This is a genomic window from Streptomyces sp. NPDC001709, from assembly GCF_053596375.1.
Genome location: NZ_JBSFGB010000020.1, coordinates 155,706 through 177,109 on the forward strand (window position 1 = coordinate 155,706; position 21,404 = coordinate 177,109).

General features: G+C 71.9%; 23 protein-coding genes, 2 pseudogenes and 1 riboswitch. Of the genes and pseudogenes, 11 read left to right on the top strand and 14 right to left on the bottom strand.

Annotated elements, in window-relative coordinates; translation table 11 throughout:
* Nucleotides 1–29: 29 nt before the first annotated feature.
* The 4 genes from ACWC0C_RS27745 to ACWC0C_RS27760 all read right to left on the bottom strand — a co-directional run bounded on the left by ACWC0C_RS27745 (nucleotide 30) and on the right by ACWC0C_RS27760 (nucleotide 4,530).
* Nucleotides 30–2,216 carry an FUSC family protein gene (locus tag ACWC0C_RS27745; protein WP_450866592.1) on the bottom strand — a complete coding sequence of 729 codons (2,187 nt, stop codon included), beginning with the start codon at nucleotides 2,214–2,216 and terminating at the stop codon, nucleotides 30–32.
* Between the two features lie 63 nt (nucleotides 2,217–2,279).
* Entirely contained in the window at nucleotides 2,280–3,137 is an 858-nt protein-coding gene (locus tag ACWC0C_RS27750) for a 5-oxoprolinase subunit C family protein (RefSeq protein WP_450866594.1), read from the bottom strand.
* Nucleotides 3,134–3,781: a 5-oxoprolinase subunit B family protein gene (locus ACWC0C_RS27755; RefSeq protein ID WP_450866596.1), complete on the bottom strand. Its 648-nt coding sequence runs from the start codon at nucleotides 3,779–3,781 to the stop codon at nucleotides 3,134–3,136. Before ACWC0C_RS27755 ends, ACWC0C_RS27750 begins: the two co-directional genes overlap by 4 nt.
* The gene (locus tag ACWC0C_RS27760) at nucleotides 3,778–4,530 is read right to left on the bottom strand and encodes a LamB/YcsF family protein (RefSeq protein WP_449194493.1); all 753 of its coding nucleotides are present in this window, start codon (nucleotides 4,528–4,530) and stop codon (nucleotides 3,778–3,780) included. Before ACWC0C_RS27760 ends, ACWC0C_RS27755 begins: the two co-directional genes overlap by 4 nt.
* 167 nt (nucleotides 4,531–4,697) lie before the next feature.
* Here ACWC0C_RS27760 and ACWC0C_RS27765 point away from each other — a divergent pair, with 167 nt between their 5' ends.
* The 3 genes from ACWC0C_RS27765 to pcp are packed head-to-tail and all read left to right on the top strand — an operon-like array spanning nucleotide 4,698 to nucleotide 7,075.
* On the top strand, nucleotides 4,698–5,417 hold the full coding sequence (locus ACWC0C_RS27765; protein ID WP_449194494.1) for a DUF969 domain-containing protein: 720 nt from the start codon (nucleotides 4,698–4,700) through the stop codon (nucleotides 5,415–5,417).
* The gene (locus ACWC0C_RS27770) at nucleotides 5,414–6,388 is read left to right on the top strand and encodes a DUF979 domain-containing protein (protein ID WP_450866598.1); all 975 of its coding nucleotides are present in this window, start codon (nucleotides 5,414–5,416) and stop codon (nucleotides 6,386–6,388) included. Before ACWC0C_RS27765 ends, ACWC0C_RS27770 begins: the two co-directional genes overlap by 4 nt.
* Nucleotides 6,389–6,424: 36 nt before the next feature.
* Nucleotides 6,425–7,075, top strand: a complete 651-nt coding sequence (gene pcp, locus ACWC0C_RS27775; RefSeq protein ID WP_450866599.1) for a pyroglutamyl-peptidase I — start codon at nucleotides 6,425–6,427, stop codon at nucleotides 7,073–7,075.
* A 280-nt stretch (nucleotides 7,076–7,355) separates the two neighbouring features.
* On the opposite strand, the gene ACWC0C_RS27780 is transcribed toward pcp, so the two are convergent.
* From ACWC0C_RS27780 to ACWC0C_RS27790, 3 genes are all read right to left on the bottom strand, one after another.
* The gene (locus ACWC0C_RS27780; protein WP_450866601.1) at nucleotides 7,356–8,144 is read right to left on the bottom strand and encodes a hypothetical protein; all 789 of its coding nucleotides are present in this window, start codon (nucleotides 8,142–8,144) and stop codon (nucleotides 7,356–7,358) included.
* Nucleotides 8,145–8,339: 195 nt separating this feature from the next.
* Complete coding sequence (locus ACWC0C_RS27785) at nucleotides 8,340–8,678, bottom strand: GNAT family N-acetyltransferase (RefSeq protein ID WP_450866603.1); 339 nt, start codon at nucleotides 8,676–8,678, stop codon at nucleotides 8,340–8,342.
* Nucleotides 8,679–8,718: 40 nt separating this feature from the next.
* The gene (locus tag ACWC0C_RS27790; RefSeq protein WP_450866605.1) at nucleotides 8,719–9,708 is read right to left on the bottom strand and encodes a pirin family protein; all 990 of its coding nucleotides are present in this window, start codon (nucleotides 9,706–9,708) and stop codon (nucleotides 8,719–8,721) included.
* 248 nt (nucleotides 9,709–9,956) lie between these two features.
* Between ACWC0C_RS27790 and ACWC0C_RS27795 the strand changes: the two genes are divergently transcribed.
* Nucleotides 9,957–10,130 (top strand): hypothetical protein, encoded by a 174-nt coding sequence (locus ACWC0C_RS27795; protein ID WP_449194500.1) that lies wholly within the window; start codon nucleotides 9,957–9,959, stop codon nucleotides 10,128–10,130.
* Here the strand turns inward: ACWC0C_RS27795 and ACWC0C_RS27800 are convergent.
* Nucleotides 10,102–11,313: a hypothetical protein gene (locus ACWC0C_RS27800; protein WP_450866607.1), complete on the bottom strand. Its 1,212-nt coding sequence runs from the start codon at nucleotides 11,311–11,313 to the stop codon at nucleotides 10,102–10,104. The genes ACWC0C_RS27795 and ACWC0C_RS27800 overlap by 29 nt on opposite strands.
* A 93-nt stretch (nucleotides 11,314–11,406) precedes the next feature.
* On the opposite strand from ACWC0C_RS27800, the gene ACWC0C_RS27805 reads away from it, so the two are divergent.
* Nucleotides 11,407–11,835 carry a VOC family protein gene (locus ACWC0C_RS27805; protein ID WP_450866608.1) on the top strand — a complete coding sequence of 143 codons (429 nt, stop codon included), beginning with the start codon at nucleotides 11,407–11,409 and terminating at the stop codon, nucleotides 11,833–11,835.
* Nucleotides 11,836–11,916: 81 nt separating this feature from the next.
* On the opposite strand, the gene ACWC0C_RS27810 is transcribed toward ACWC0C_RS27805, so the two are convergent.
* A complete protein-coding gene (locus tag ACWC0C_RS27810) occupies nucleotides 11,917–12,804 on the bottom strand; it encodes an MBL fold metallo-hydrolase (protein WP_450866610.1) in 888 nt (295 codons plus the stop codon).
* 94 nt (nucleotides 12,805–12,898) lie between these two features.
* Here ACWC0C_RS27810 and ACWC0C_RS27815 point away from each other — a divergent pair, with 94 nt between their 5' ends.
* Entirely contained in the window at nucleotides 12,899–13,036 is a 138-nt protein-coding gene (locus tag ACWC0C_RS27815; protein ID WP_450866612.1) for a hypothetical protein, read from the top strand.
* Nucleotides 13,037–13,063: 27 nt separating this feature from the next.
* On the opposite strand, the gene ACWC0C_RS27820 is transcribed toward ACWC0C_RS27815, so the two are convergent.
* The gene (locus tag ACWC0C_RS27820) at nucleotides 13,064–14,254 is read right to left on the bottom strand and encodes an acyl-CoA dehydrogenase family protein (RefSeq protein ID WP_450866613.1); all 1,191 of its coding nucleotides are present in this window, start codon (nucleotides 14,252–14,254) and stop codon (nucleotides 13,064–13,066) included.
* 271 nt (nucleotides 14,255–14,525) lie between these two features.
* A riboswitch (cobalamin riboswitch) is annotated at nucleotides 14,526–14,728 on the top strand.
* A 169-nt stretch (nucleotides 14,729–14,897) separates the two neighbouring features.
* Here ACWC0C_RS27820 and metE point away from each other — a divergent pair.
* The 3 genes from metE (at nucleotide 14,898) to ACWC0C_RS27835 (ending at nucleotide 18,212) form a co-directional block, all read left to right on the top strand.
* Nucleotides 14,898–17,207 carry a 5-methyltetrahydropteroyltriglutamate--homocysteine S-methyltransferase gene (gene metE, locus ACWC0C_RS27825; protein WP_450866614.1) on the top strand — a complete coding sequence of 770 codons (2,310 nt, stop codon included), beginning with the start codon at nucleotides 14,898–14,900 and terminating at the stop codon, nucleotides 17,205–17,207.
* Nucleotides 17,208–17,242: 35 nt separating this feature from the next.
* Nucleotides 17,243–17,608: a hypothetical protein gene (locus ACWC0C_RS27830; RefSeq protein ID WP_450866616.1), complete on the top strand. Its 366-nt coding sequence runs from the start codon at nucleotides 17,243–17,245 to the stop codon at nucleotides 17,606–17,608.
* 217 nt (nucleotides 17,609–17,825) lie between these two features.
* Nucleotides 17,826–18,212 carry a DUF2267 domain-containing protein gene (locus tag ACWC0C_RS27835; RefSeq protein WP_450866618.1) on the top strand — a complete coding sequence of 129 codons (387 nt, stop codon included), beginning with the start codon at nucleotides 17,826–17,828 and terminating at the stop codon, nucleotides 18,210–18,212.
* 113 nt (nucleotides 18,213–18,325) lie between these two features.
* On the opposite strand, the gene ACWC0C_RS27840 is transcribed toward ACWC0C_RS27835, so the two are convergent.
* The 4 genes and pseudogenes from ACWC0C_RS27840 to ACWC0C_RS27855 form a co-directional block, all read right to left on the bottom strand.
* A complete protein-coding gene (locus ACWC0C_RS27840; protein ID WP_450866636.1) occupies nucleotides 18,326–18,988 on the bottom strand; it encodes a dienelactone hydrolase family protein in 663 nt (220 codons plus the stop codon).
* 59 nt (nucleotides 18,989–19,047) lie between these two features.
* Nucleotides 19,048–19,182, bottom strand: coding sequence for a hypothetical protein (locus ACWC0C_RS27845; protein WP_450866639.1), 135 nt, complete (start codon nucleotides 19,180–19,182; stop codon nucleotides 19,048–19,050).
* Nucleotides 19,183–19,238: 56 nt separating this feature from the next.
* Nucleotides 19,239–19,466, bottom strand: coding sequence for a hypothetical protein (locus ACWC0C_RS27850; protein WP_450866641.1), 228 nt, complete (start codon nucleotides 19,464–19,466; stop codon nucleotides 19,239–19,241).
* A gap of 5 nt (nucleotides 19,467–19,471) precedes the next feature.
* Nucleotides 19,472–19,694: pseudogene (locus tag ACWC0C_RS27855) on the bottom strand (MmyB family transcriptional regulator); the annotation flags it as partial.
* Between the two features lie 135 nt (nucleotides 19,695–19,829).
* Between ACWC0C_RS27855 and ACWC0C_RS27860 the strand changes: the two are divergent.
* Nucleotides 19,830–20,193 (top strand): annotated as a pseudogene (locus ACWC0C_RS27860) (cupin domain-containing protein).
* A gap of 59 nt (nucleotides 20,194–20,252) precedes the next feature.
* Nucleotides 20,253–21,290, top strand: coding sequence for an alcohol dehydrogenase catalytic domain-containing protein (locus tag ACWC0C_RS27865; RefSeq protein ID WP_450866620.1), 1,038 nt, complete (start codon nucleotides 20,253–20,255; stop codon nucleotides 21,288–21,290).
* The last annotated feature ends 114 nt before the right edge of the window (nucleotides 21,291–21,404 follow it).

Here is a 21,404-nt window from a genome sequence, read left to right on the forward strand (position 1 = left end):
GCCCGGGCAGGTGCTCCCCGTTCGTGCGGTCACGGTGCTCGAGGGCCTTGCCCGGGCTCGGGGCCGCCGCGTGCGATCCGTGTGAGGTCGGTCGTCAGCGAGCCCAGCCACGACACGGTCGCGTAGTACAGGCGCGGCGCGCCGGGCGGTTCGCTGACCGCCCGCTCGGGGACCGGCCCGATCAGCGGAATCCGGCCGGTCGGGGTGTCGGATCCGGGGTCCAGGGCCGCCGAGACCAGCAACATCCGTCCGGCCACCCGCTCCCCCAGCACGCTCACGGATTCCGCCGCCGCGGGGCCGAGTGGGGTGAGCGGCGGCGTCAGCAGCCGCTCGGAGCCCCACAGCGTGTGGTGACCGGCCATCAGCGTGGCCTGCCAGTCCACGGTGGGCGGGGCCGCGCCGCGCGCCGCGCCGCCGAAGGGTGTCGGCTCGCTCTGGAACTGCGCGTACGCGGACTCGGCGAGGACGACCGCGCGCCGCAGGGACCGGTGGCCGGGCGCCCCGGACGGAGCGACCACCGCTCCTCCGCCCGCCACCGAGGCGCCGGTCGCCACCACGATCTCGGCCGCCCTGCGCAGCAGTTCCGCCGCCGCCTGGCGCAGCTCGTCATGGGCACCGCGCGGCCAGGCCAGCACCCCGAAGACGGCGCCGATCACGCTGCCGACCAGCACGTCCAGCATCCTGACCTCCGCCAGCCGCCACGTCGGCACGGACAGCTGGGCGAAGACCAGGGCCACGAGCACGGTGAACAGGCCCTGAGCCCAGCCGACGCCCTTGACCGGCCCCACCGTGAAGGCGAACAGCATCCACACCGGCAGTACGACGGCGTAGACGGCGGTGTCGGTCCCGGCCAGGCTCAGCGCCCCGGCGGTGACGAAAGCCCCGGCCAGGGTGCCCGCGAGCGCCAGACGGATGGTGTGCCAGGTCTCGTCCATGGTGGTCCGGGTGAGGGTGAGGGTCGCCAGGGTGGCCCAGAATCCATGGGGCAGCGTGTCCACCCCCGCCACGAGCCGTGCGGCGGTCAGCGCCAGCGCGATACGGACCGCGTTCTGGAAGAACACCGACCGGCGCCCGGCGTGCCCGCGCAGCCGGTGCCACCACAGGACCGGCGCCCAGGTCCCGGCGTACCAGAAGCGCCCTTGCCCGACCTCCACCGACGCGCGCCTGCCGTGTACCGCGAGATCGGCCGCCGTGGCCATGGCGAGCGCGGCATCGGCGATCTCCAGCACGGCGGCGTGCCGACGCAGTACGGCGGGCGGGAGGTCCGGCCCGGTTCCGGGTGCGCAGCCGCGGGTGGGGACCGGGCCCGCGGAGGCGGCGGACAGGTGTGCGCGCGCCTCGACCAGGTCCTCGTACGGCGTCACCGGTGACGGACCGGCCTCCAGGCAGGCCGCTGTTGCCGTGGCCAGCTCCGCCACCTTCTGCAGTACGGCGGTCACCTCGGTGCCCGGCAGCCCGCCCGGCGCCGCAGGCAGTTGCGCCAGGCGGGCGAGGAGGGTGCGCGTGGCGAGACCGGTGTGGGCGAGGGCGCGGTCGCGCATCCCGGGTCCGGCCGGGCGTTCGGCCTCCGGCACGGTGAGGGACCGCAGACTCCAGCCGCTCGCCCAGGCCTCCCGGATGTCGGGGCCGGTCAGCGCGTACGGCGGCGTGGCGAGGAGGGTCGCGCAGCGCGCGGCGGTGCCCGCGGCACGGGCGGCCCGTTCCCGGTACGACGGCGGGCCGGGCTCGGGGAAGATCAGTGCCTCGGCGGCGATGAGGAGGGCCAGCCCGGTGGTCGTACCGGTCAGGCGTTCACCGAGCGTGCCGGGGGCGTACGGGGGGAAGGACGGGAGGATGTAGAGGAGTTGCAGGCCCGGCGCCGCCCCTGCCGGACGCGGACCGCCCACGGCGGCGAAGGCCAGCGCGAAGCCGACGACCAGCATGCCGACGACGGCGCTCCAGGTCCGCACCGACAGGCAGGTGCCGACGACGACCAGCAGCCAGCACACGGGCAGCAGCCGCAGTACCGTCGCAGCTCGCTGCCGCCCGGTGCCGGGGATCTTGGCGAGGCCGCCCAGTGCCACGGCCGCGAACAGCGCGTAGGTGGCCGCGACGGGACGGTCGAGGCCGTAGCGGAAGAGGTAGAAACCGGCCGCGGCTACCAGCGTCACCCGTACCGCCCGGCGGCCCGGGACGGCGTAGGCGGCCGGAATCCGGCGGGCTGGGACACCACCCACTCCTACAGAATCGCCCACCGCCGCACGCCCGGCGCGGCGGCGAGCGCCGACGGGCCCGGCGTGTCACCCCAGGGTGAAGCGGATCGGCGTTCCCGCCGCCGCCTGGGCGGCCGCCGCCAGAGCGGTCTCGGCGACGACGCCGATCACCGGGTAGCCGCCGGTGGTCGGGTGGTCGTGCAGGAACACCACGGGACGCCCGTCCGGGGGCACCTGCACGGCGCCCAGGACCATGCCCTCGCTGGGCAGTTCGCCGGACGACACGCGTTCCAGCGGTGGCCCTTCGGTGCGCAGGCCGATGCGGTTGCTGCGCTGCGAGACGCGGTAGGTCGCCGAGGTGAGGGTGCGCAGCGCGGCGGGGGTGAACCAGTCGGTGCGGGGGCCGAACCGCAGCGGCAGCGTCAGTTCGGTGGGCGGCGCGGGCCAGGGAGCACTGTCGGGAAGCGCCGGCTGCGGGGCGGGGGCGCCGAGCGGGACGACGTCCCCGTCGCGCAGGGGCGCCGGGCCGAGTCCGGAGAGCAGGTCCGTCGAGCGGCTGCCGAGGACCGGATCGACGGCGATGCCGCCGGCGACGGCCACGTAGGAGCGCACGCCCGCCGTCACGCCGCCCGCGTTCAGGACGCCGCCCGCGGGCACCCGTACGGGCACTCCCCAGGGCGCCGGCCGGCCGTCGACGCTCACCGGGCAGGGCGCGCCGCCGACCACCACGGTGACGCCGCGGTCGGGGCGCAGGGCGCAGCCGGTCAGGGTCGTCTCCAGGACGGCGGCGTCGGGGGTGTTGCCGAGGAGCCGGTTGGCCAGGCCCATGGCGGGGGCGTCCAGGGCTCCGGAGCGGGGAACGCCCAGGTGGGCGTGGCCGCGCCGGCCGTGGTCCTGGACCGTGGTGAGGGCGCCCGCGCGGACGACGGTGAGCTTGACGGTCATGGTGTGCCGTCCTTGGCCACGAACCGCACCCGGGTTCCCGGTGTGAGGAGGGCCGGTTCCTCCCTGCTGAGGTCCCACAGCGGTGCCGGGTCCGGCATGGTGCCGATCAGCTGCCAGCCGCCGGGGGTGGCGCGCGGGTACACCGCGCTGTAGGGGCCGGCGAGCGCGACCGCGCCGGCCGGGACCCGGGTGCGGGGCGTGTCGCGGCGTGGTACGTGCAGTTCGTCGGGGAGGCCGGTGAGGTAGCCGAAGCCGGGGGCGAAGCCGCAGAAGGCGACGTGGTAGGTGTACGAGGAGTGCCGGGCGGCGACCTCGTCGGCGCCGACGCCCCACAGGTCGGCCACCCGGGCCAGGTCCGGGCCGTCGTAGCGCACGGGGATCTCCACGAGTCCCCCTTCGTCGGCGGCGCGGGCGGGCAGGTCCCAGTCGGCGATCCGGCGGGCGAGTTCCCCGGGATGCGTGACGCCGTCCAGGAGTACGGTCCGGGCGCCCGGCACGATCTCCTCGACCGGCGGCAGGGTCCCCGCGGCACGCCGCCGCAGGAGTTCGGCGTGGAAGGCCGCGGTGCGCTCGGCGTCCGGCAGTTCGACGAGCAGTGCGTGCCGCCCGGCCGGGCGCACTTGCACGGACCGGCTCTCGGTCATGCGAAGGCCCCGACCTCGACCCCGGCCGCCTCCAGGGCCTCGCGTACCCGCGCCGCGATCCGGGCGGCGCCCGGGGTGTCGCCGTGGACGCACAGGGAGCGGGCGGCCACGGGGACGGTCGTACCGTCCACGGCTTCGACGGCGCCGTCCACCGCGAACGCCAGCGCGCGCCGGATCACCGCGTCCTCGTCGGTCACCACGGCGCCCGGCTCGCGGCGCGGCACGAGGGTGCCGACGGGGGTGTAGGCGCGGTCCGCGAAGGCCTCCGGTACGGCGGTGAGGCCGGCCTCCTCGGCGGCGGTGAGCAGCCGCGACCCAGGCAGACCGAGCACCGGCAGCGCTCCGCCGGCCAGTCGTACGCCGGCCACCACGGCCAGGGCCTGCTCGGCGTCGTGCACGGTGCGGTTGTAGAGCGCGCCGTGCGGCTTGACGTAGGCCACCTCGGCGCCGGCGGCCTGTGCGAAGACCCGCAGCGCGCCGATCTGGTAGGCGATCTCGGCCGCCAGTTCGTCGCCGGGCACGTCCATGGCGCGGCGGCCGAAGCCGGCCAGGTCGCGGTAGGACACCTGCGCGCCGATCCGTACCCCGCGTTCGGCGGCGAGGTCGCAGACGCGGCGCATCACCGAGGGGTCGCCCGCGTGGAAGCCGCAGGCGACGTTGGCGCTGGTCACGACGGAGAGCAGGGCGTCGTCGTCGGTGAGGGTCCAGCGGCCGAAGCCTTCACCGAGGTCTGCGTTGAGGTCGATCACACTCCGAACGTAATCGATTGTTGAACGATCCGACAAGGGATGCATTTTCCGAACACCTCTTGTTCGATCGTTGAACGATCCCCTAGGGTCCGGGCATCCCTCACGGATTCGGGCCCCCGGATCCGCGCCGCTCGGGCGTCGTGCCCGCTCACGCCTAAGGCCACCGCATGATCGTTCTCCTCGGCGTCGTCGTGGTGATCCTCGGATTCGTCACCCGCCGCAATCCCGTCCTCGTGGTGGGCGTCGCCGGTGTCTTCACCGGCCTGATCGGCGGGATGAACCCGCTGGAGGTCCTCGCGGCCTTCGGCCGGTCCTTCGCCGACAGCCGCTCGGTCACCGTCTTCGCCATCGTCCTCCCCGTGATCGGCCTCCTGGAGCGCTACGGCCTGCGCGAACAGGCCCGCAGGCTCATCGGACGGCTCGGCAGCCTCAGCGCCGGCCGGTTCCTCACCGTCTACCTGCTGGTCCGTCAGGTCACCGCGGCCTTCGGCCTCAACAGCATCGGCGGTCCCGCACAGACGGTACGGCCCCTCGTCGCCCCCATGGCCGAGGCCGCCGCCGAGCGCTCGACGGGGGCGCCGCTGCCCGAGCGCCTCCGGGAGAAGGTGCGCTCCTACGCGGCCTCGGCCGACACCGTGGGTCTCTTCTTCGGCGAGGACTGCTTCATCGCCATCGGCTCGATCCTCCTGATCACCGGCTTCGTCAACTCGACGTACCACCAGAGCCTCGAACCGACCCAGCTGGCCCTGTGGGCGATCCCGCTCGCCGTCTGCGCCTTCCTCATCCACGGTGCCCGGCTGCTGCTCCTGGACCGGCAGCTGCAGCGGGACATGGCGCTCGCCGCCGCCGAACACGACCTGCCGCTTCCGAAGGGGACCAACAAGTGATCAAGGTCGAATGGCTCTACTGGCTGGTGGGTTTCGTCTTCGTCGTCATGGCCGTGCAGATGGCCGCCGACCGCAGCAACCCCAAGCGGTGGACCTCCGCCGCGTTCTGGGGTCTGCTCGGGCTCAGCTTTCCCTACGGCACCGGCGTCGCCAACGCCACCGCGAAGAACGGCGGCTGGACCCTGCCCGCCGAACCGCTCGGCATCGCCGTCCTCGCCCTGATCGTGCTGGCCGGATTCAACTTCCTCGGCAAGGGTGTCCCGGTCACCAGCACCGCCGAGGAACGTGAGACCTCCGCGACCCGGCTCGGCAGCAGGATCTTCGTCCCCGCCCTGACGATCCCGTTCGTCGCCATCGTCTGCGCCTCGTTCCTCGACGAGTCCGGACTGTTCGAGACCGGCAAGGCCACTCTCCTCGGGCTCGGCATCGGCTGTCTCGTCGCCCTCGGCGTCGGCATGCTGGTCACCGGCGAGCGGAAGCTGTCCGTGCCGCTCCACTCCGGGCGCGCCATGCTGGAGGCGATGGGCTCCGCCCTCCTGCTGCCCCAGCTCCTCGCCGTCCTGGGCTCGATCTTCACGCTGGCCGGGGTCGGCACCCAGGTCGGCCGGATCGTGCACGACGTCCTGCCGGACCACTCGAAGTACCTCGCCGTCATCGCGTACTGCCTCGGCATGTTCCTGTTCACCATGATCATGGGCAACGCGTTCGCCGCGTTCCCGGTGATGACGGCGGCGATCGGCTGGCCCGTCCTCATCGAGCAGATGCACGGCAATACGCCGGCCGTCCTCGCGATCGGCATGCTGGCCGGCTTCTCCGGAACGCTCTGCACACCGATGGCCGCCAACTACAACATCGTCCCCGCCACCCTGCTGGAACTGAAGGACCAGTACGGCCCCATCAAGGCACAGATCCCGACGGCCCTGCCGCTGCTGGTCTGCGCCACCGTGATCATGGCACTCTTCGCGTTCTGACCGATACCGGCCTCTGCTTCTCGTGAAGGAAGTGTCATGCCCCGCGTGCTCATCACCGGCTTCGCCCCCTTCGACGGCCAGAAGGTCAACCCGTCCTGGCAGGCCGCCTCGCTGGTGGCGGCCGAGCCGCCCGCCGGACTCACGGTCACCGCCACCGAACTCCCCTGTGTCTTCGGCGAGTCCATCGACGCGCTCCGCGCCGCCCTCCATGCTTGTGCCCCCGACCTGGTCCTGTGTCTGGGCCAGGCCGGGGGCCGCCCCGGCGTCACCGTCGAACGCGTCGCCGTCAACGTCGTCGACGCACGTATCCCCGACAACGCGGGCAACCAGCCCATCGACGAGCCCGTGGTCCCGGGCGGCCCCGCCGCGTACTTCTCCACCCTCCCCATCAAGTCCTGCGTCGCCGCCCTGCGCGCGGCCGGTGTCCCGGCCGCCGTCTCCAGCACCGCCGGCACGTTCGTCTGCAACCACGTCGCGTACGGCCTCGGCCATCTGATCGCCACCGAGTTCCCGCACGCCCGCGGCGGTTTCGCGCATGTGCCGTGGGCCCCGGAGCAGGTCACGGACGGCACCGCCCCGGCGCTGGAACCCACCACGGTCGCCCACGGACTGCGCGCCCTGCTGGTCGCCGCCGCCGGCACCCCCGCGGAGCACGACCTGAAGGTCACCGAGGGAGCCACCCACTGAATCTCCTCGGCCACCCTTCCTTCGAGCGGCTGTACGACTGGGCCTGGCCGGTGGCGCTCGCGGCCGACGACACCCTGCCTGCCTTGTGGCTGGCTGGCTGGCTGCCGAGGGCGCCTTCGCACCGGGCCTCCCGCTCGGCGCGGCGAACTGCCCTCCGTGACCACCAGGGTGGTACGGCCTCGATGCCGGATCCGATGCCGCCCCGGCCGACGGTGTCCGGCCGGCGGCGACTTGCTCCACGACCTGGCTTCGAAGGCCGCCGCCCGCGCCGGAGACGGGCTCAGCCGCTCAGCACCCCGCTCATGCTGGTGGCCGGGACCGTGTCGCCGGGCGGGGGCGTCTTCACCGACACCGGTGTGCCAAGCCCGGACAGCTCCATCGTCACCTTCACCTGGCCTGCGACGAGGCCCAGGGTCATGCGGGCCTGCACGAGCCGGCCCCGGGCGTCGACCCAGGCGTCGGCGAAAACGGGAAGGTCGTCCCCGAGCATGTCCCGAGCCCGGTCCATCTTCGAGCGCACCTCACGGGCCATCCTGAGCGTGAGGGTCTTGTGGTCGAGCATCCCGCGGTAGTGCACGGCCCGTACGCCGTGGACGGTCTCCTCGCCCTGGCGGGAGACACGTTCCATCGCGGATATCTGGCGGAAGACGTGCTCGGGGTCGTTGACCGGGGCTCGAAGGGCGTAGTGCGCCTCGGTCTTGTCACGGGGCATCACGCCCCACACCCCGGCATCGACGCCGGAGGCACCTTTGACATAGACCTTGCCGTCCGCGAAGGTCTCGTCGAGGTGCGAGATGCCGCCCTCCGGGAAGTCGACCGCGAGGGAGCCCCGGTCACGGGCGAAGTCGAACCCACCCGTGACGGTCAGCACGTACGTCTCTCCCCGACCCGTGACCTCGATGCGCTCGTGCAGGCGCGCGCTGGTCGTACCGGTCTTGGTGACGGCTGCGCGCACGGCGCCGCCGGCGGCCGGTGAGGACGAGCCGGTCTCCGGCTTCGCTCCATCGCTCGCGGCACAGCCCGCGCACAGAAACGCGGCAACGGCGGCCAAGGGCAGGGCACGGCGCATCGGCTCTCCAGAAGTCGAGAATTCGTGAATGAGCACTGCCTCAGATGCGTCGTTAGATGCGTCCTGCGGGGCTCGAGGTGGGGACACTGCCGGTGGTCCGGCCGGCGCGCCTCATCGAGTGACTTTACAACGATCTTGCTGTGCGGGTCAGGCTTTCTCCCTCCGGGCCGGCGCCGCAGGCAACACAGTGATGCCTCAGCCCAGTTCGTTCTCGAGCCATTGCAGGACATCCGGGGTCACGGGGTCGGTGATGTCGGCGAACTCCTCATGTTTCTTCAGGAACTTGGCCACGTACGGGCAGACGGGCACGATCCGCTTGCCGGACGCGCGCACGTCGGTGAGCGCCTCCTGGACCAGGCGGGAGGCCAGGCCCTGTCCGGCGAAGGCGTCGTCGACCTCGGTGTGGTAGAAGACGCACTGAGCACCGTGGTCGAGGTAGGCGGTCAGTCCGGCACGCGTGCCGTCGACCAGGATTTCGTACCGGTTCTTGACGTCATTCCGCTGGACGGTGGGGGCGGCGGCGTGCTGGCTCATCGGGTGCCTTTCACAAGGGATGGGTGAGGCGTCGGACGTTTCAGTGGCGCGGTGGATTCCTGCGCGGTGTGATGACGGCGTTCGGCAGGGCGGGGGCGGGCAGCCGCTGTCCCGGATACCCTTCGACGGCGCCGAAGCGATCGGAGGAGTTCTGCCAGTCGTCCCGGGCCTTGGCGATGTCCTCGTGGCTGCGCCCGATGAAATTCCACCACATGACGATCTCCTCCTCGAACGGGGTTCCGCCGAGCAGCACCGTTCGGGCGATGTCGTCCGACTCGTTCGTCAGCGTCAACGCGTCGGCACCCGTGGGGACATAGCCCAGCTCCGCCCGGCGCACCAGGGTGCCGGCCAGGCGCACCTCCCCCTGGTCGACCAGGAGGCCGTGCTCGAAGCCGGGGTCGACGGCGAGCGTGAGGGTCGTGCGCGGCTGGAGGACGATCTCGGCGCCGAGCAGGGGCGTGAACGTCCGCACCGGGGAGACCCGGCCCGCGAGGGAACCCAGGAAGACCCTGATCTCGGCCCCGTCGATCAGCGTGGGCTCGGGTGCGTAGTGCTGGAAGTCCCGCCCGGTGTCGCGGTGCCCCTCCGGCAGGGCCACCCACAGCTGCACGCCGTGCAGGAGGGTGGTCCGCGGGGTGGAGACCTCCGAGTGGGCGATGCCGTACCCGCCCGTCATGAGGTTCAGCTCGCCGGGCCGTACATAGGCGTGGTTGCCCATGCTGTCCCGGTGCTCGATCTCTCCGGTGAACAGCCAGCTCACCGTCTGCAGGCCGGTGTGCGGATGCGGGGCGACCACCATGCCGCCCGTCACCGAGACGTCGTCGGGGCCGTAGTGGTCGGCGAAACACCAGGCGCCGATCAGGGTCCGGGCGCGTTGCGGCAGTGTGCGGCGTACGGTCATCGCCCTGGGGCCGCCGAGGGGCACATCGCGCGGCGTCAGCACGTCGACCTGCACCGTCTCCGCCGACTGCCGACCGTCCACCGCTCCCCCGCATCGCACTTCCGTGGGTTTCGTTTCGACGTTGCTCACCGTGGACCGCCTCCCGACACATATTGTTCTACCTTCAACTATCACCCTGCGGTCAGCGGCCGTCAACACGGGATCGCTCCGGCAATCATCAAGGGCGCTGCTCGGCCGTCGGCAGGCCTTCCGCCGGGCCGGCCCGACCGGCTCCCCGCACACCCAGGAAGCTCCCCGTGCCCCTGACACCGAACCCCACCCCACGCTGCTGCGCCGCGCCCTGTAGCAGGCGGCGATGTCCAGTGCCTATGCACCCGATGTGGACCTTCCTGAACGGCCCCGGCTGCCGCGTGGACATCCCCGCCCTGCACACCGCGCATCCGGAGATCCGCTGGACGACGTTCGCCGGCTGGGCGCGCAGCACGTTCGCGCCGGCCCGCCGGCGCGGCTTGATCGCCGTCGTCAACGAGTCGCGTACAGCAGCGAGGTGAGTGTCTCGGTGAAGGCGGTCGCCGAATGGTCGGCGTGGTCGCGGATCCGCGCGGCGACGGCGTCGGCTCCGCCGCCCTCTACGAGGTGTACGACCCGGTCGGCGCGACGCTCGTGGGCCTCCCGGGTGTCGGGGAGGGTGGACAGATAGAAGTCCGCCGCGTCGTAAGCCATGTGGAACACATGCTTCTTCACATCGCTCAGCGTCAGGTAGTCGTCCTCGGCCGTCGGAGCCGGTCCGGGGGCGCCGACGCACAGCACCGGGGTGCCCGCACCCCATGCGTTGACACACAGGTGGTAGGTGTCGGTGATCACCAGCCGGTACCTGGACAGAACCCGCACCAGGTCGCCGACGGTGTGGTCACCGGGACGGGGCGCGATGTGGCCGACCTGGGATGGGATGTCCCGGTCGAACCAGGGCAGCCATTCCAGCGGGGCTCCGAACCGATCGGCAAGGCCCTGGCAGAAGGCGGGGAGCCAACCGGGGATCGGGGTACGCGCGCCGAGGAAGACACCGATCGCCCCATCATCCGGGAGATCCACCGACCATGGTGTGGTCGGCAGGTGGTCGAGGTCACCCGGACGGGACAGCAGCGCCGCGTCCGCACCGAAGTACTCGGTCGTATGGTCCCCACGGAAGTGCGCGATCTTGGCAGCCGACAGCGGGTCACGCATCCAGACTCGGTGGCTTCGCGTCATCAGGCGTGAGAACGGGGGTCCGTATTCCCTGTCCTCGTAGTCGGACTGCGCGTTGTGCAGGATCGTGCCGCCGTAGCTGAGGGTGCGCGCGAGGAGGTCGTCCGGCTGGTCCGCGAGCAGCAGCGTGCGGTTGAGCAGAGTACGGGCGGCGGCGCGGTCCGCCGCCATGCCGAAATCGAGCAGACGGTTCGTCGCGTCCTGTGTCAGATAGTGCCGTGCGTGCAGGAAGTCGCCCCAGAAGACGACCGCGTCGTGGTCGCGGAGCGTGTCGAGGTGCTCGGCCAGTGCACGGAAGCGGAACGGGAATCCGGTGCCCTGCGCACATGCGCGCAGGGGTACGGTCTCCGGCGGGTGAAGGGTGTACCAAGTCGTGTCGATCTCGGTGCCCATACGCCGGCGCAGGGACTCGAAGGCCAGGTCGACGGTCAGCATTCCTGTGTTGCGGTAGCCGAGGTTGGGCGCGGTGACGACGGCGACACGTGCCACGTGTTCAACGGCTGCGCCGCCGGGGATGCATCGTTCGCTCGGGCTGTCCGGATTGATCACCTGATCTCCAAGCCCCCCTGTTATGGTGCGCCGATGTCATCGATCAAGCAGTTCCAAGTCACCTTTGACTGCGCGGAACCAGAGCGCCTCGCTCGCTTTTGGTGCGAGGTGTTGGGGTACGTCGTATCGCCGCCACCGGCGGGGTTCGCCACGTGGGACGATTTCGACCGCTCCCGGCCTCCTGAGGATCAGGGTTCATGGTTCGCATGCAGTGATCCCTCGGGCGTGGGCCCGCGACTGTTCTTTCAGCGTGTTCCCGAAGGCAAGGTCGTCAAGAATCGGGTGCATCTTTGCGTGCGGGTCGGCACCGGCCTCGTGGGTGAGGAGCGCCTGGCCACGCTCGAAGCCGAGTGCGCCCGTCTGATCCCGCTCGGCGCGGTACGGGTGCGACTCCTGTATGACGGCAACGATTCGTGCATCGTGATGCAGGACATCGAGGGCAACGAGTTCTGTCTCGACTGAGTATCCTCCGGGCCGGTGATGACAGCGGGGCGAGCCGCCTCAGCGTCAAGTTCGTACGAACCCCTGGCCCGGACCGACCCGTTACCAGCGCACAGCGGTGAAGTCGATGGGACGGGGCCTCAGTTCGCGGGTGCGCTTTGTCAGGTGGTGCAGGCGGCGGGCCATGTCGTCGGCGGGGAGGCGGCGGCGGTCGCCGTGGCCGGGCAGCAGCCACTCGAAGCGCAGTCCGCTCGCGGTCCGGGCCAGGGAGGCGGCCAGTTCGCTGATGGAGTACCAGGTGACGCTCTCGGCCACCTCGATGTCCGCCGTGGTGCGCGACCAGTAGAAGCTGTCGCCGCTGAAGCAGTACCGCTCGTCCGCCAGGAAGAGGACGCTGCCTCGAGTGTGGCCGGGCAGGGGGTAGGCGATCACCCCTTCGGCGATCTCCGCCGGGTCGGTGCCGCGCAGTACGCGGTCGGCTTCCGGGGCGGCATCGAGATCCCCCTCGTGGATCCACAGCCGGGCGCCGAAGCGGTCGGCGTAGCGGCGGCCGTGCGCGGCGTGGTCGCGGTGGGTGAGCAGGACGTCGGTGACCGGGCCCAGCCCCTCGTAGCGCGCGGCCAGCGACGTGCTCCAGCGCGGCGTGTCCACCATCATCGCGGTGCCGTCGGGGCGGCGTAACAGGTAGGAGTTGGCCCCTGCGGTGTGCGTGGAGTTGTGTCCGCACAGGTACACGGTGTCGTCCAGCGCCATCGGGAAGGGATCCAGTGTCGCGTCCAGCCGCCCGCCCGGGGGCCGGACCGACCGGGTGGGGCAGGCATGCGCGGCGGCGTGGAGCTGCCGGACCTCGGTTCGGTCGCGCGGCTGGCGCAGAACGGCCGAGCGGCCGTCGACCTCACCGATCAGGCCGGGCGCGAGCTGCCGCGCGACGTCGCAGTTCGTGCACCGTTCGTCCACATGCCAACCGCCCTCGAGCCGTTCGTCGCTCATGGCCTGTTCCTCTCCGCATCGCGTTCGTCGAGCCGGTTCGTCACCCCCAGTCGTATCCGTGCCGTGCGTGGAAAAGGAAGGGGGTCCGGATCTTGTGCTTGCGGCCACACCCGTCTCTCTGCGGTTCGGTCGGAGTTTCAGCGGCTACGTCGCCGGCGCCGACGTCAGCATCGAGAACCCGGGCGGCGACACGTCTCTCGCCACCCACCTGAAGTACCGATTCGTCAAGTGACCCGGCAGACGGACACGGTCGGCGCGGTCAACGCCTCGGCTCCGCGCCCTCGGCGCCGAGTGCCCAGGCCCCGTAGGCCGCCCCGGCCGTCTCGAAGGAGAAGATCACGTGGGACGCGGCGGTGTTGACGTCCCGCCAGAACCGCTGGACCGGGTCGCCCTCGAAGTGTCCGGTCGTCCCGGTGCCGCGGAAGAGCCGCTCTACGGCGGACACGGACAGTTCCACCGCCAGTGCCAAGTCCCGCGGACCGCGGGCCGCCGCCTCGCCCTCCTTGGTCGCCTCGACGCCGTCGGCGACCCGCGCCGCCCGCTGGACGAGGAGTTCGGCGGCGTCCACCTCGGCGGCCGAGCGCGCCAGGTCGATCTGCACGGACGGTTTGTCACGCAGCGGGGCGCCGCGCCGGTCGACCCGCCGGATGCTCTGCTCGGCAGCGGCCCGCACCGCACCCCGTGCGGCGCCCACGACGGGCACGGCGAGCGGCAGCGCGTTCACCTCGTTCACCGCCACCGTGTGGCAGCGGGCCTCGGAGGCCGTCGCCCGCCCCGCGTTGATGTCGAACCTCGACAGGGTCAGATGCCCTGGCACGAACACGTCGTCCAGGACCATCGTGTCGCTGCCGGTCCCGCGCATGCCGAGCGTGAACCAGGTGTCCTTCACGGTGATGTCCGCCTGCGGCACCGCGAAGAACCGCACCTCGCCCCGCCCGTCGGGGCCCACTGTGCCGGGTACGGCGGAGCAGGCGAAGACCCAGTCGGCGAAACGCACCCCGCTGATGTACTTCCACTCGCCGCTCAGCCGCCAGCCACCGGAGACGGGCTCCGCCTTCCCGGCCGGCATGAGCGCGCCCGCCATCAGGGCGTCCGGCCCATCGCCCCAGAGCACCGCCTGCCCCTCCACGGGCAGGTAGGCGCCGTACCGGGCCGCGTACGCCGACAGCGAGGCGGCCCAGGCCGCCGAGGCGCAGCCCTCGCCCACCAGGGTCACCGCCGAGGTCATGTCCACGAAACGGCCTTCGGTACCGCCGAAGGCCGCGGGCACGAAGTGCCGGGCGAATCCGGCCTCCCGCACCGCCTCGACCACCTCGGGCGCAAGGCGCCGGGCGGTCTCCGTCTCGTCGCTGCTCCGCGCCGCGATCTGCGCCACGCGCGGAGCGCCGGCGACGACCGCCGCCACGCTCGGCCTCTCGGCAAGGATCGTCGCCGTGCTGTCGCTGAGCATATGTTCGCCACCTCCATCGGGATGGCGGCAGTCTCTCCGGCCGAGCCCGCGAGGGGCCGCACCCGAGCCGGGACCGGCCCGTCAATCACCCGACCGGCTTCAATCCCAGCCGGCGACGAGCCGCGCCGGCCGCGCCAGACGCCGACGACGACTTGAGGCCGCGTTCCCGAGCCTCGCGGGACGACGCACTTCGGCCGCGTGTCCCACCTCACCATCCGAATTGGTGAACGTGATCCACCTCGTCCCTGGCGGCCCCTTAGGCTGGCCCCTGCAGCTGGTTCGCCCCGTCAGCCAGGCGGGAGCGTCGTAAGAGGGAACCCGGTGGGAATCCGGGACTGCCCCGCAGCGGTGAGCGGGAACGACCGCCGTCATACGCACTGGGCCCGTAGCGGGCCTGGGAAGCGACGGCCAGTAGGTGTCCTCGCCTTGGCAAAAGGCATGGGCGTGCCCGCGAGTCCGAAGACCTGCCAACTGCCCGCGCGCGGGACGACTCGTGCGCGGACATCCCGGTGACCTCGAGGGCGGGTCGGCGTCGTATGCACCGAACGGACGGCCGTGGGCCGCTGCCGTCCGGGCTGTCGCCCCTTCGCGTTCTCGTCCCGTCCCCGGGATCTCAGGGATTCATCTCGCGAAGGAGATCTCCGTGACCAGCACGTCCGCAGCCGTGGCAGCACGGGCCACCGTGTACGGCTACCCCCGCCAGGGTCGGAACCGGGAGCTGAAGAAGGCGATCGAGGGCTACTGGAAGGGCCGCGTCACCGCCGACGCGCTGACGGCCACCGCCGCCGAGCTGCGGCGGGGCAGCTGGCAGCAGTTGGCGGACGCCGGCATCGACGAGGTGCCGACCGGCGACTTCTCGTACTACGACCACGTACTCGACACCACCGTCATGCTCGGCGCGATCCCCGCACGCCACCGGGAAGCGGTCGCCGCGGATCCGCTCGCCGGGTACTTCGCCATGGCGCGCGGCACCCAGGACGTCGCACCGCTGGAGATGACCAAGTGGTTCGACACCAACTACCACTATCTGGTGCCCGAGTTGGGACCGGACACGGTGTTCGCGGCCGACCCCGCCAGGCAGGTCGCCGAGCTGCGGGAGGCCCTCGCCCTGGGCCTGGCCGCCCGCCCGGTCCTCGTCGGTCCCGTCACCTATCTGCTGCTGGCCAAGCCCGCACCCGGCGCGGCCGGCGACTTCGACCCGCTCGCCCTGCTGGACCGGCTGCTGCCGGTGTACGGCGAGATCCTGGCCGATCTGAGGGCGGCCGGGTCCGAGTGGGTCCAGCTCGACGAGCCCGCCCTCGCCCAGGACCGTACCCCGGGCGAGCTGAACGCGGCCGCCCGCGCCTACCGGGTGCTCGGTGCCCTCGCCGACCGGCCCAAGCTGCTGGTGGCCTCCTACTTCGACCGGCTCGGTGAGGCCCTGCCCATCTTGGCCAAGGCTCCGGTGGAGGGTCTGGCCCTGGACTTCACCGAGCGGGCCGCCGCCAACCTGGAAGCCCTGGCCGCGGTCGGCGGACTGCCCGGCAAGCGGCTGGTCGCCGGAGTCGTCAACGGCCGCAACATCTGGGTCAATGACCTGCGGCAGTCCCTCGCCACCCTGGGCACCCTGCTGGGTCTCGCCGACCGGGTCGACGTCTCGGCGTCCTGCTCCCTCCTGCACGTGCCCCTCGACTCAGCCATGGAACGGGACGTCGAGCCGCAGATCCTGCGCTGGCTCGCCTTCGCCCGTCAGAAGACCACCGAGATCGTCACCCTCGCCAAGGGCCTCACCCACGGCCTCGACACGATCGCCGCGGAACTGGCCGCGAACCGGGCCGACCTGGCCTCCCGCGCCCACTCCCCCCTCACCCACGACACGGCCGTACGCGCCCGGGCGGCCGCCGTCACCGAGTCCGCCGCCCGCCGCTCGCAGCCGTACGCCGAGCGGGCCGCGGCCCAACGCGCCCGTCTCGAACTGCCGTTGCTGCCGACGACCACCATCGGTTCGTTCCCGCAGACCGCCGAACTGCGGACCGCCCGCGCGGACTTGCGCGCCGGGCGGATCGACGCCGACGGCTACGAGGCGCGTATCCAGGCCGAGATCGAGGAGGTGATCTCCTTCCAGGAGAAGGCCGGACTGGACGTCCTCGTGCACGGAGAGCCCGAACGCGACGACATGGTCCAGTACTTCGCGGAACGGCTCACCGGCTACCTGGCGACCCGGCACGGCTGGGTCCAGTCGTACGGCACCCGTTACGTCCGCCCGCCGATCCTCGCCGGTGACGTCTCCCGGCCCGCGCCGATGACCGTGCGCTGGACGACCTATGCCCAGTCGCTCACCGACCGCCCCGTCAAGGGCATGCTCACCGGCCCCGTCACCATGCTCGCCTGGTCGTTCGTCCGCGACGACCAGCCGCTCGCCGAGACCGCCCGGCAGGTCGCCCTCGCCCTGCGCGACGAGGTCGACGACCTGGAGGCGGCCGGGACCCCGGTGATCCAGGTCGACGAGCCCGCGCTGCGCGAGACGCTGCCGCTGCGCGCCGCCGACCGCCCCGGCTATCTCGCCTGGGCCACCGAGGCGTTCCGGCTCACCACCGGTGGCGTACGCCCGGACACCCAGATCCACACGCACATGTGCTACGCCGAGTTCGGTGATGTCGTCCAGGCCATCGACGACCTCGACGCCGACGTCATCAGCCTGGAGGCCGCCCGCTCCCACATGCGGGTCGCCCGGGAACTGGCCGCCCACGGCTACCCGCGCGAGGCCGGACCCGGTGTCTACGACATCCACTCCCCGCGCGTACCCAGCACACCGGAGATGGCCGAACTCCTGCGCACGGGCCTGCGGGTGATCTCCGCCGAACGGCTGTGGGTCAACCCCGACTGCGGCCTGAAGACCCGCGGCTGGCCGGAGACCCGGGCCTCGCTGGAGAACCTGATCGCGGCGGCCCGCGCGGTACGAGCGGAGCTGTAGCGGACCCGCGGACCACGGACTGCGAGGATGCGTCCATGGTCACGGCTGTGGAGTGGGAGCGGATCCGGGAGACTCTGCGCTTCGGGCAGGTCTTCCGGGGCACCGTCGTGAAGGTGCCCCGACCTGGTGCGATCGGGATCTTCGTGGACATCGGTCTGCGGGTCGGGGGCTTCGTCGACGTCCTGCTGCTGCCCGCGGAGGAGGAACGCTGGCCGGCCGAGGGTACGGTCGCGGACTTCGAGGTCTGGTGGGTGGACTGCCGTAGGCAGGTGCGGCTGAAGCCGTCCGATCCGCGGTTTCTCCGCGTGGACTTCGCGGAGTTCGCCGCGCGTGTCAGGCCCGGTTGGCCCGCCGACATCGGCCGGCCGGTGTCGCCACGGCACCCCGCTTGCGGAAGCTGATGTCGATGCCGTCCTCCGGTTTCTCCCGGACCCGGGACCACGAGCCGGATCCGCCGCGCCGCCGGCCCGTCGGGCGCCCGTTTTCGAGGGGCGCCCGGCGGGCACTTGGCGGGTGGTGGCCCGACGGGGCACCCGCTCCTCCCGGTGTCTTCGCCCGGCGGCGGACGGGAAGGGTGCGGCTCGCCGTGATGGCCTGGGACGACAGTGGGAGGCCGCCGTGCAATTGGAGGAGTTCCTGGCCCAGGTCCGTGACCGGGGGGAGTACCGGAGCCGGGAGGAGGCCGAGCGCGTCTGCGAGGCGGTCCTGTGGGTGCTCGCGACCCGGATCGCGCCGGACGAGGCCGACGAGCTGGCGGCGCGGTTGCCCGCCCCGCTGGACGAGGCCCTGCAGCTGGACCGGGGGCGTCCCGAGACGTTCGACTGCGACGAGTTCTTGCGGCGGGTGTCCGTGCAGACCGGCGCCCGGCCCCGCACCGCGGAGTGGGACGCGGACGCCGTGCTGTCCACGGTCGCCGACGCGGTTCCCGACCTGCAGCTCGACCGTCTCCTGTCCGCGCTTCCGGCCCGCTACGGCGAGTTTTTCGGCAGATCGGGTCCGGACTGACAGACCTCGCAGACCGTGCGGCGCACGCTCCGGCCCCGGCGAGGTTTCGGCATGCTGGACAGCAGCCTCGCCGGTGCCGTCGCGCCGAGCGGTCACATGTCCTGCCGCGCCGGCTACCCGGACTCCCGCAGGAAGAGCAGACGCTCGTCGCACCACCGCCTGGCCGTCTCGGCGACCTCTTCCAGCGCGCCCGGCTCACCGAACAAGTGCGTCGCTCCCTCGACGACGTACAGGGAGTGCGGGGCCCGCAGGCGCCGTGCCGCCTCCTCGTTCAGCTCCTGCACCTGCTGGTCCTGGCCGCCGACGATGAGCAGGACCGGGGCCCGCACCTGTTCCAGGGCGTCGCCCGCCAGATCGGGCCGGCCGCCGCGCGACACCACGGTCAGCACCCGGTCCGGCCGCTCGGCAGCGGCCACCAGCGCCGCCGCGGCGCCCGTGCTGGCGCCGAACAGGACGACCGGGAGACCGCGGGTGTCGGGCTGGGTGTCCAGCCAGTCGATCGCGGCCACGAGCCGTCGGCCGAGGAGCGGGATGTCGAAGCGGTGCTCGGCGGTGAGCGCGTCGTGCCGCTCCTCCCGTTCGCTGAGCAGATCCATCAGCAGCGTGCCGAACCCGGCGGTGCGCAGCTCGGCGGCCACCATCCGGTTGCGCGGGCTGTGCCGCGAGCTGCCGCTGCCGTGGGCGAACAGCACCACGGCCCGCGCCGCCGCAGGGACGACGAGGTCACCGGGGAGCGTGGCGTCCGTGGTGGGCACGAGAACCATGTCGGAGATCATCGACATCAACTTCTTCCACGTCTGCCGATCCGGTCCGTACCCCACCAGTGTGTGATCGGTCATGGGGTGGGCGCATCCCGCGGTGACCGCCGGGCGGGTACGGCCGTGGTGCCGCGCACGATCAGGTGCGGGGTGAGGACGACCTCGCGCGGCTCCGTACGGTCCTGGTCGAGCCGTGCGACGGCGCCGGCCACCGCATGGCGGGCCTGTTCCCGGGCGCTCTGGCTGACGGTGATCAGGTTGAAGCAGCTCAGCCTGGAGAGCGTGTCGCGACCGCGGTGGGCAACCGAGGGCCGCCGAGCAGACGCAGGACGGCGCGTTCCCCGGCCGCCTCGGTGTTGTCTCCGGCGAGGATCCGCACCTGGTCGCCCAGCCCGTGACGGCGTATGGCGGTGCGGTAGCCGCGGCGCCGGTCGGTGGCGATGACGGCCTTGCCGCCGCCGCGCTGTTCGGAGGCCCATGAGGCGAGGATGCGCAAGCCGTGGCGACGTGGTGGGCACCGCACCAGGTACGGAAGTCCGCGTCCTGGACGGACAGTTCTCCCACGAGTGCGCTCAGCCGGGGGTCGTCGGGGCATTTCGCGGCTTCCATGCGCAACTGCGCGACACAGGGGCATGGCAGGGTCCGTGAAAACCAGGCGGACGTAATTCCGGTGCTTTTCGGGAACCGCGCCGAAATCGGTGATGAGCGCGGCCGCGAGGGAATTCAGTTCGGGGAGAGTTTTCTCCCAGGATGTTTTTCTCCCAGGATCTTCCGCTCCCGGGAGGACTCTCCCCTTTGCGCTTCTGCGCAGGGGTGCAAGCCTGAAAAGACATAAACACCCCTTGCGAGAAGGAAACCGATGGAGTTCGCCAAGCCTCAGCCCACCGCCAAGGGCCCGGACGACTGGTTCACCGGTGACGTGTGGTTCGACGTCATCTGCGCCGGACAGGAGCCCTCCCGCATGCGCGCCAACATGGTGCGCTTCTCCCCCGGTGCCCACACCGCCTGGCATCGCCACGCCGTCGGCCAAACCCTGCACGTGGTGGCAGGCATCGCCCTGATCGGCACCTGCGACGGCACCGTCTTCGAGGCCCACCCCGGGCAGACCGTGACCTGCCCGCCCGGCGAGGAGCACTGGCACGGGTGACGACCGCCCCGAGACCACCTGGCTGGAGAAGGTCACCGACGAGCAGTACGGCGGCCCCCGCACCCGCAGCCACTGATCCGCGGATCCTCGACGGTCCCCGCCCCCGGCTGTCCAGCTCTGGAAAGTGAGACACCCATGCGGGCCACATTCATGTACGAGGCCGGTGACGTGCGCGTCCAGGACGCAGCGGACCCGGTGATCGAGCAGCCCACCGACGCTGTCGTACGCATCACGCGTTCCTGCATCTGCGGCAGCGATCTGCATCCCTTCCACACCCTGTCCGCCGCGGACGGCCCGGCGCCGATGGGGCACGAGTTCATCGGCGTCGTCGAGGAGCTGGGCTCCGCGGTGTCCGGACTGCACCGCGGCGACCTGGTCGTCTCCCCGTTCGCGTACGCGGACAACTCCTGTGAGTACTGCCGTGAGGGCCTGCACACCTCATGTCCGAAGGGCGGCTTCTACGGCGTCGGCGGTGTCGGCGGCGCCCAGGCCGAGGCGGTACGCGTACCGCAGGCACAGGGCACCCTGGTCAAGCTCCCGGGCGGAGTCGACGAGGCGCTGCTGCCCTCGCTGCTGACGCTGGCCGATGTCTACGGCACCGGCTACCACGCCGCCAGGCAGGCCGGCGTACGGCCCGGTGACACGGTCACCGTCATCGGTGACGGCGCGGTCGGTCTCCTGTCGGTGCTCTCGGCCAGGCAACTCGGTGCGGAGCGGATCATCCTGATGGGGCGGCACCAGGACCGTACCGATCTGGGCCGCTTCTTCGGGGCCACCGACGTGGTCCCGGAGCGCGGCGAGGAGGGCATCGCCAAGGTGCGCGAGCTGACCGGCGGCCACGGCACGCGTGCCGTGCTGGAGGCCGTCGGCCACATGCCCGCCTACGAGATGGCCGTCGGCGCCGTCCGCCCGGGCGGCGTGATCAGCCGGGTCGGGGTGCCGCAGTACGAGGAGGCCCCCGTCGGCTTCGGCAGCCTCTTCGGCCCGAACATCACCCTGACCGGCGGCCCGGCGCCGGTCCGCGCCTACATCGGCGAACTGCTGCCGGCCGTCCTGGACGGCACTGTCGACCCCGGCCGCGTCTTCGACCGCACGATCGCGCTGGACGAGGTGCCCGAGGGGTACCGGGCGATGGACCGGCGCGAGGCCCTGAAGGTCATGATCACGCCGTGACGCCGCAGGTCGTCGGCCCGTCGGGGGAGACCTGACGCCCGTCTTCGACACCTTCTCGAAGTCATCCACGTAGCTGATGACGAGCCACAAGAACACCCTCGACGTGCTGCGCTC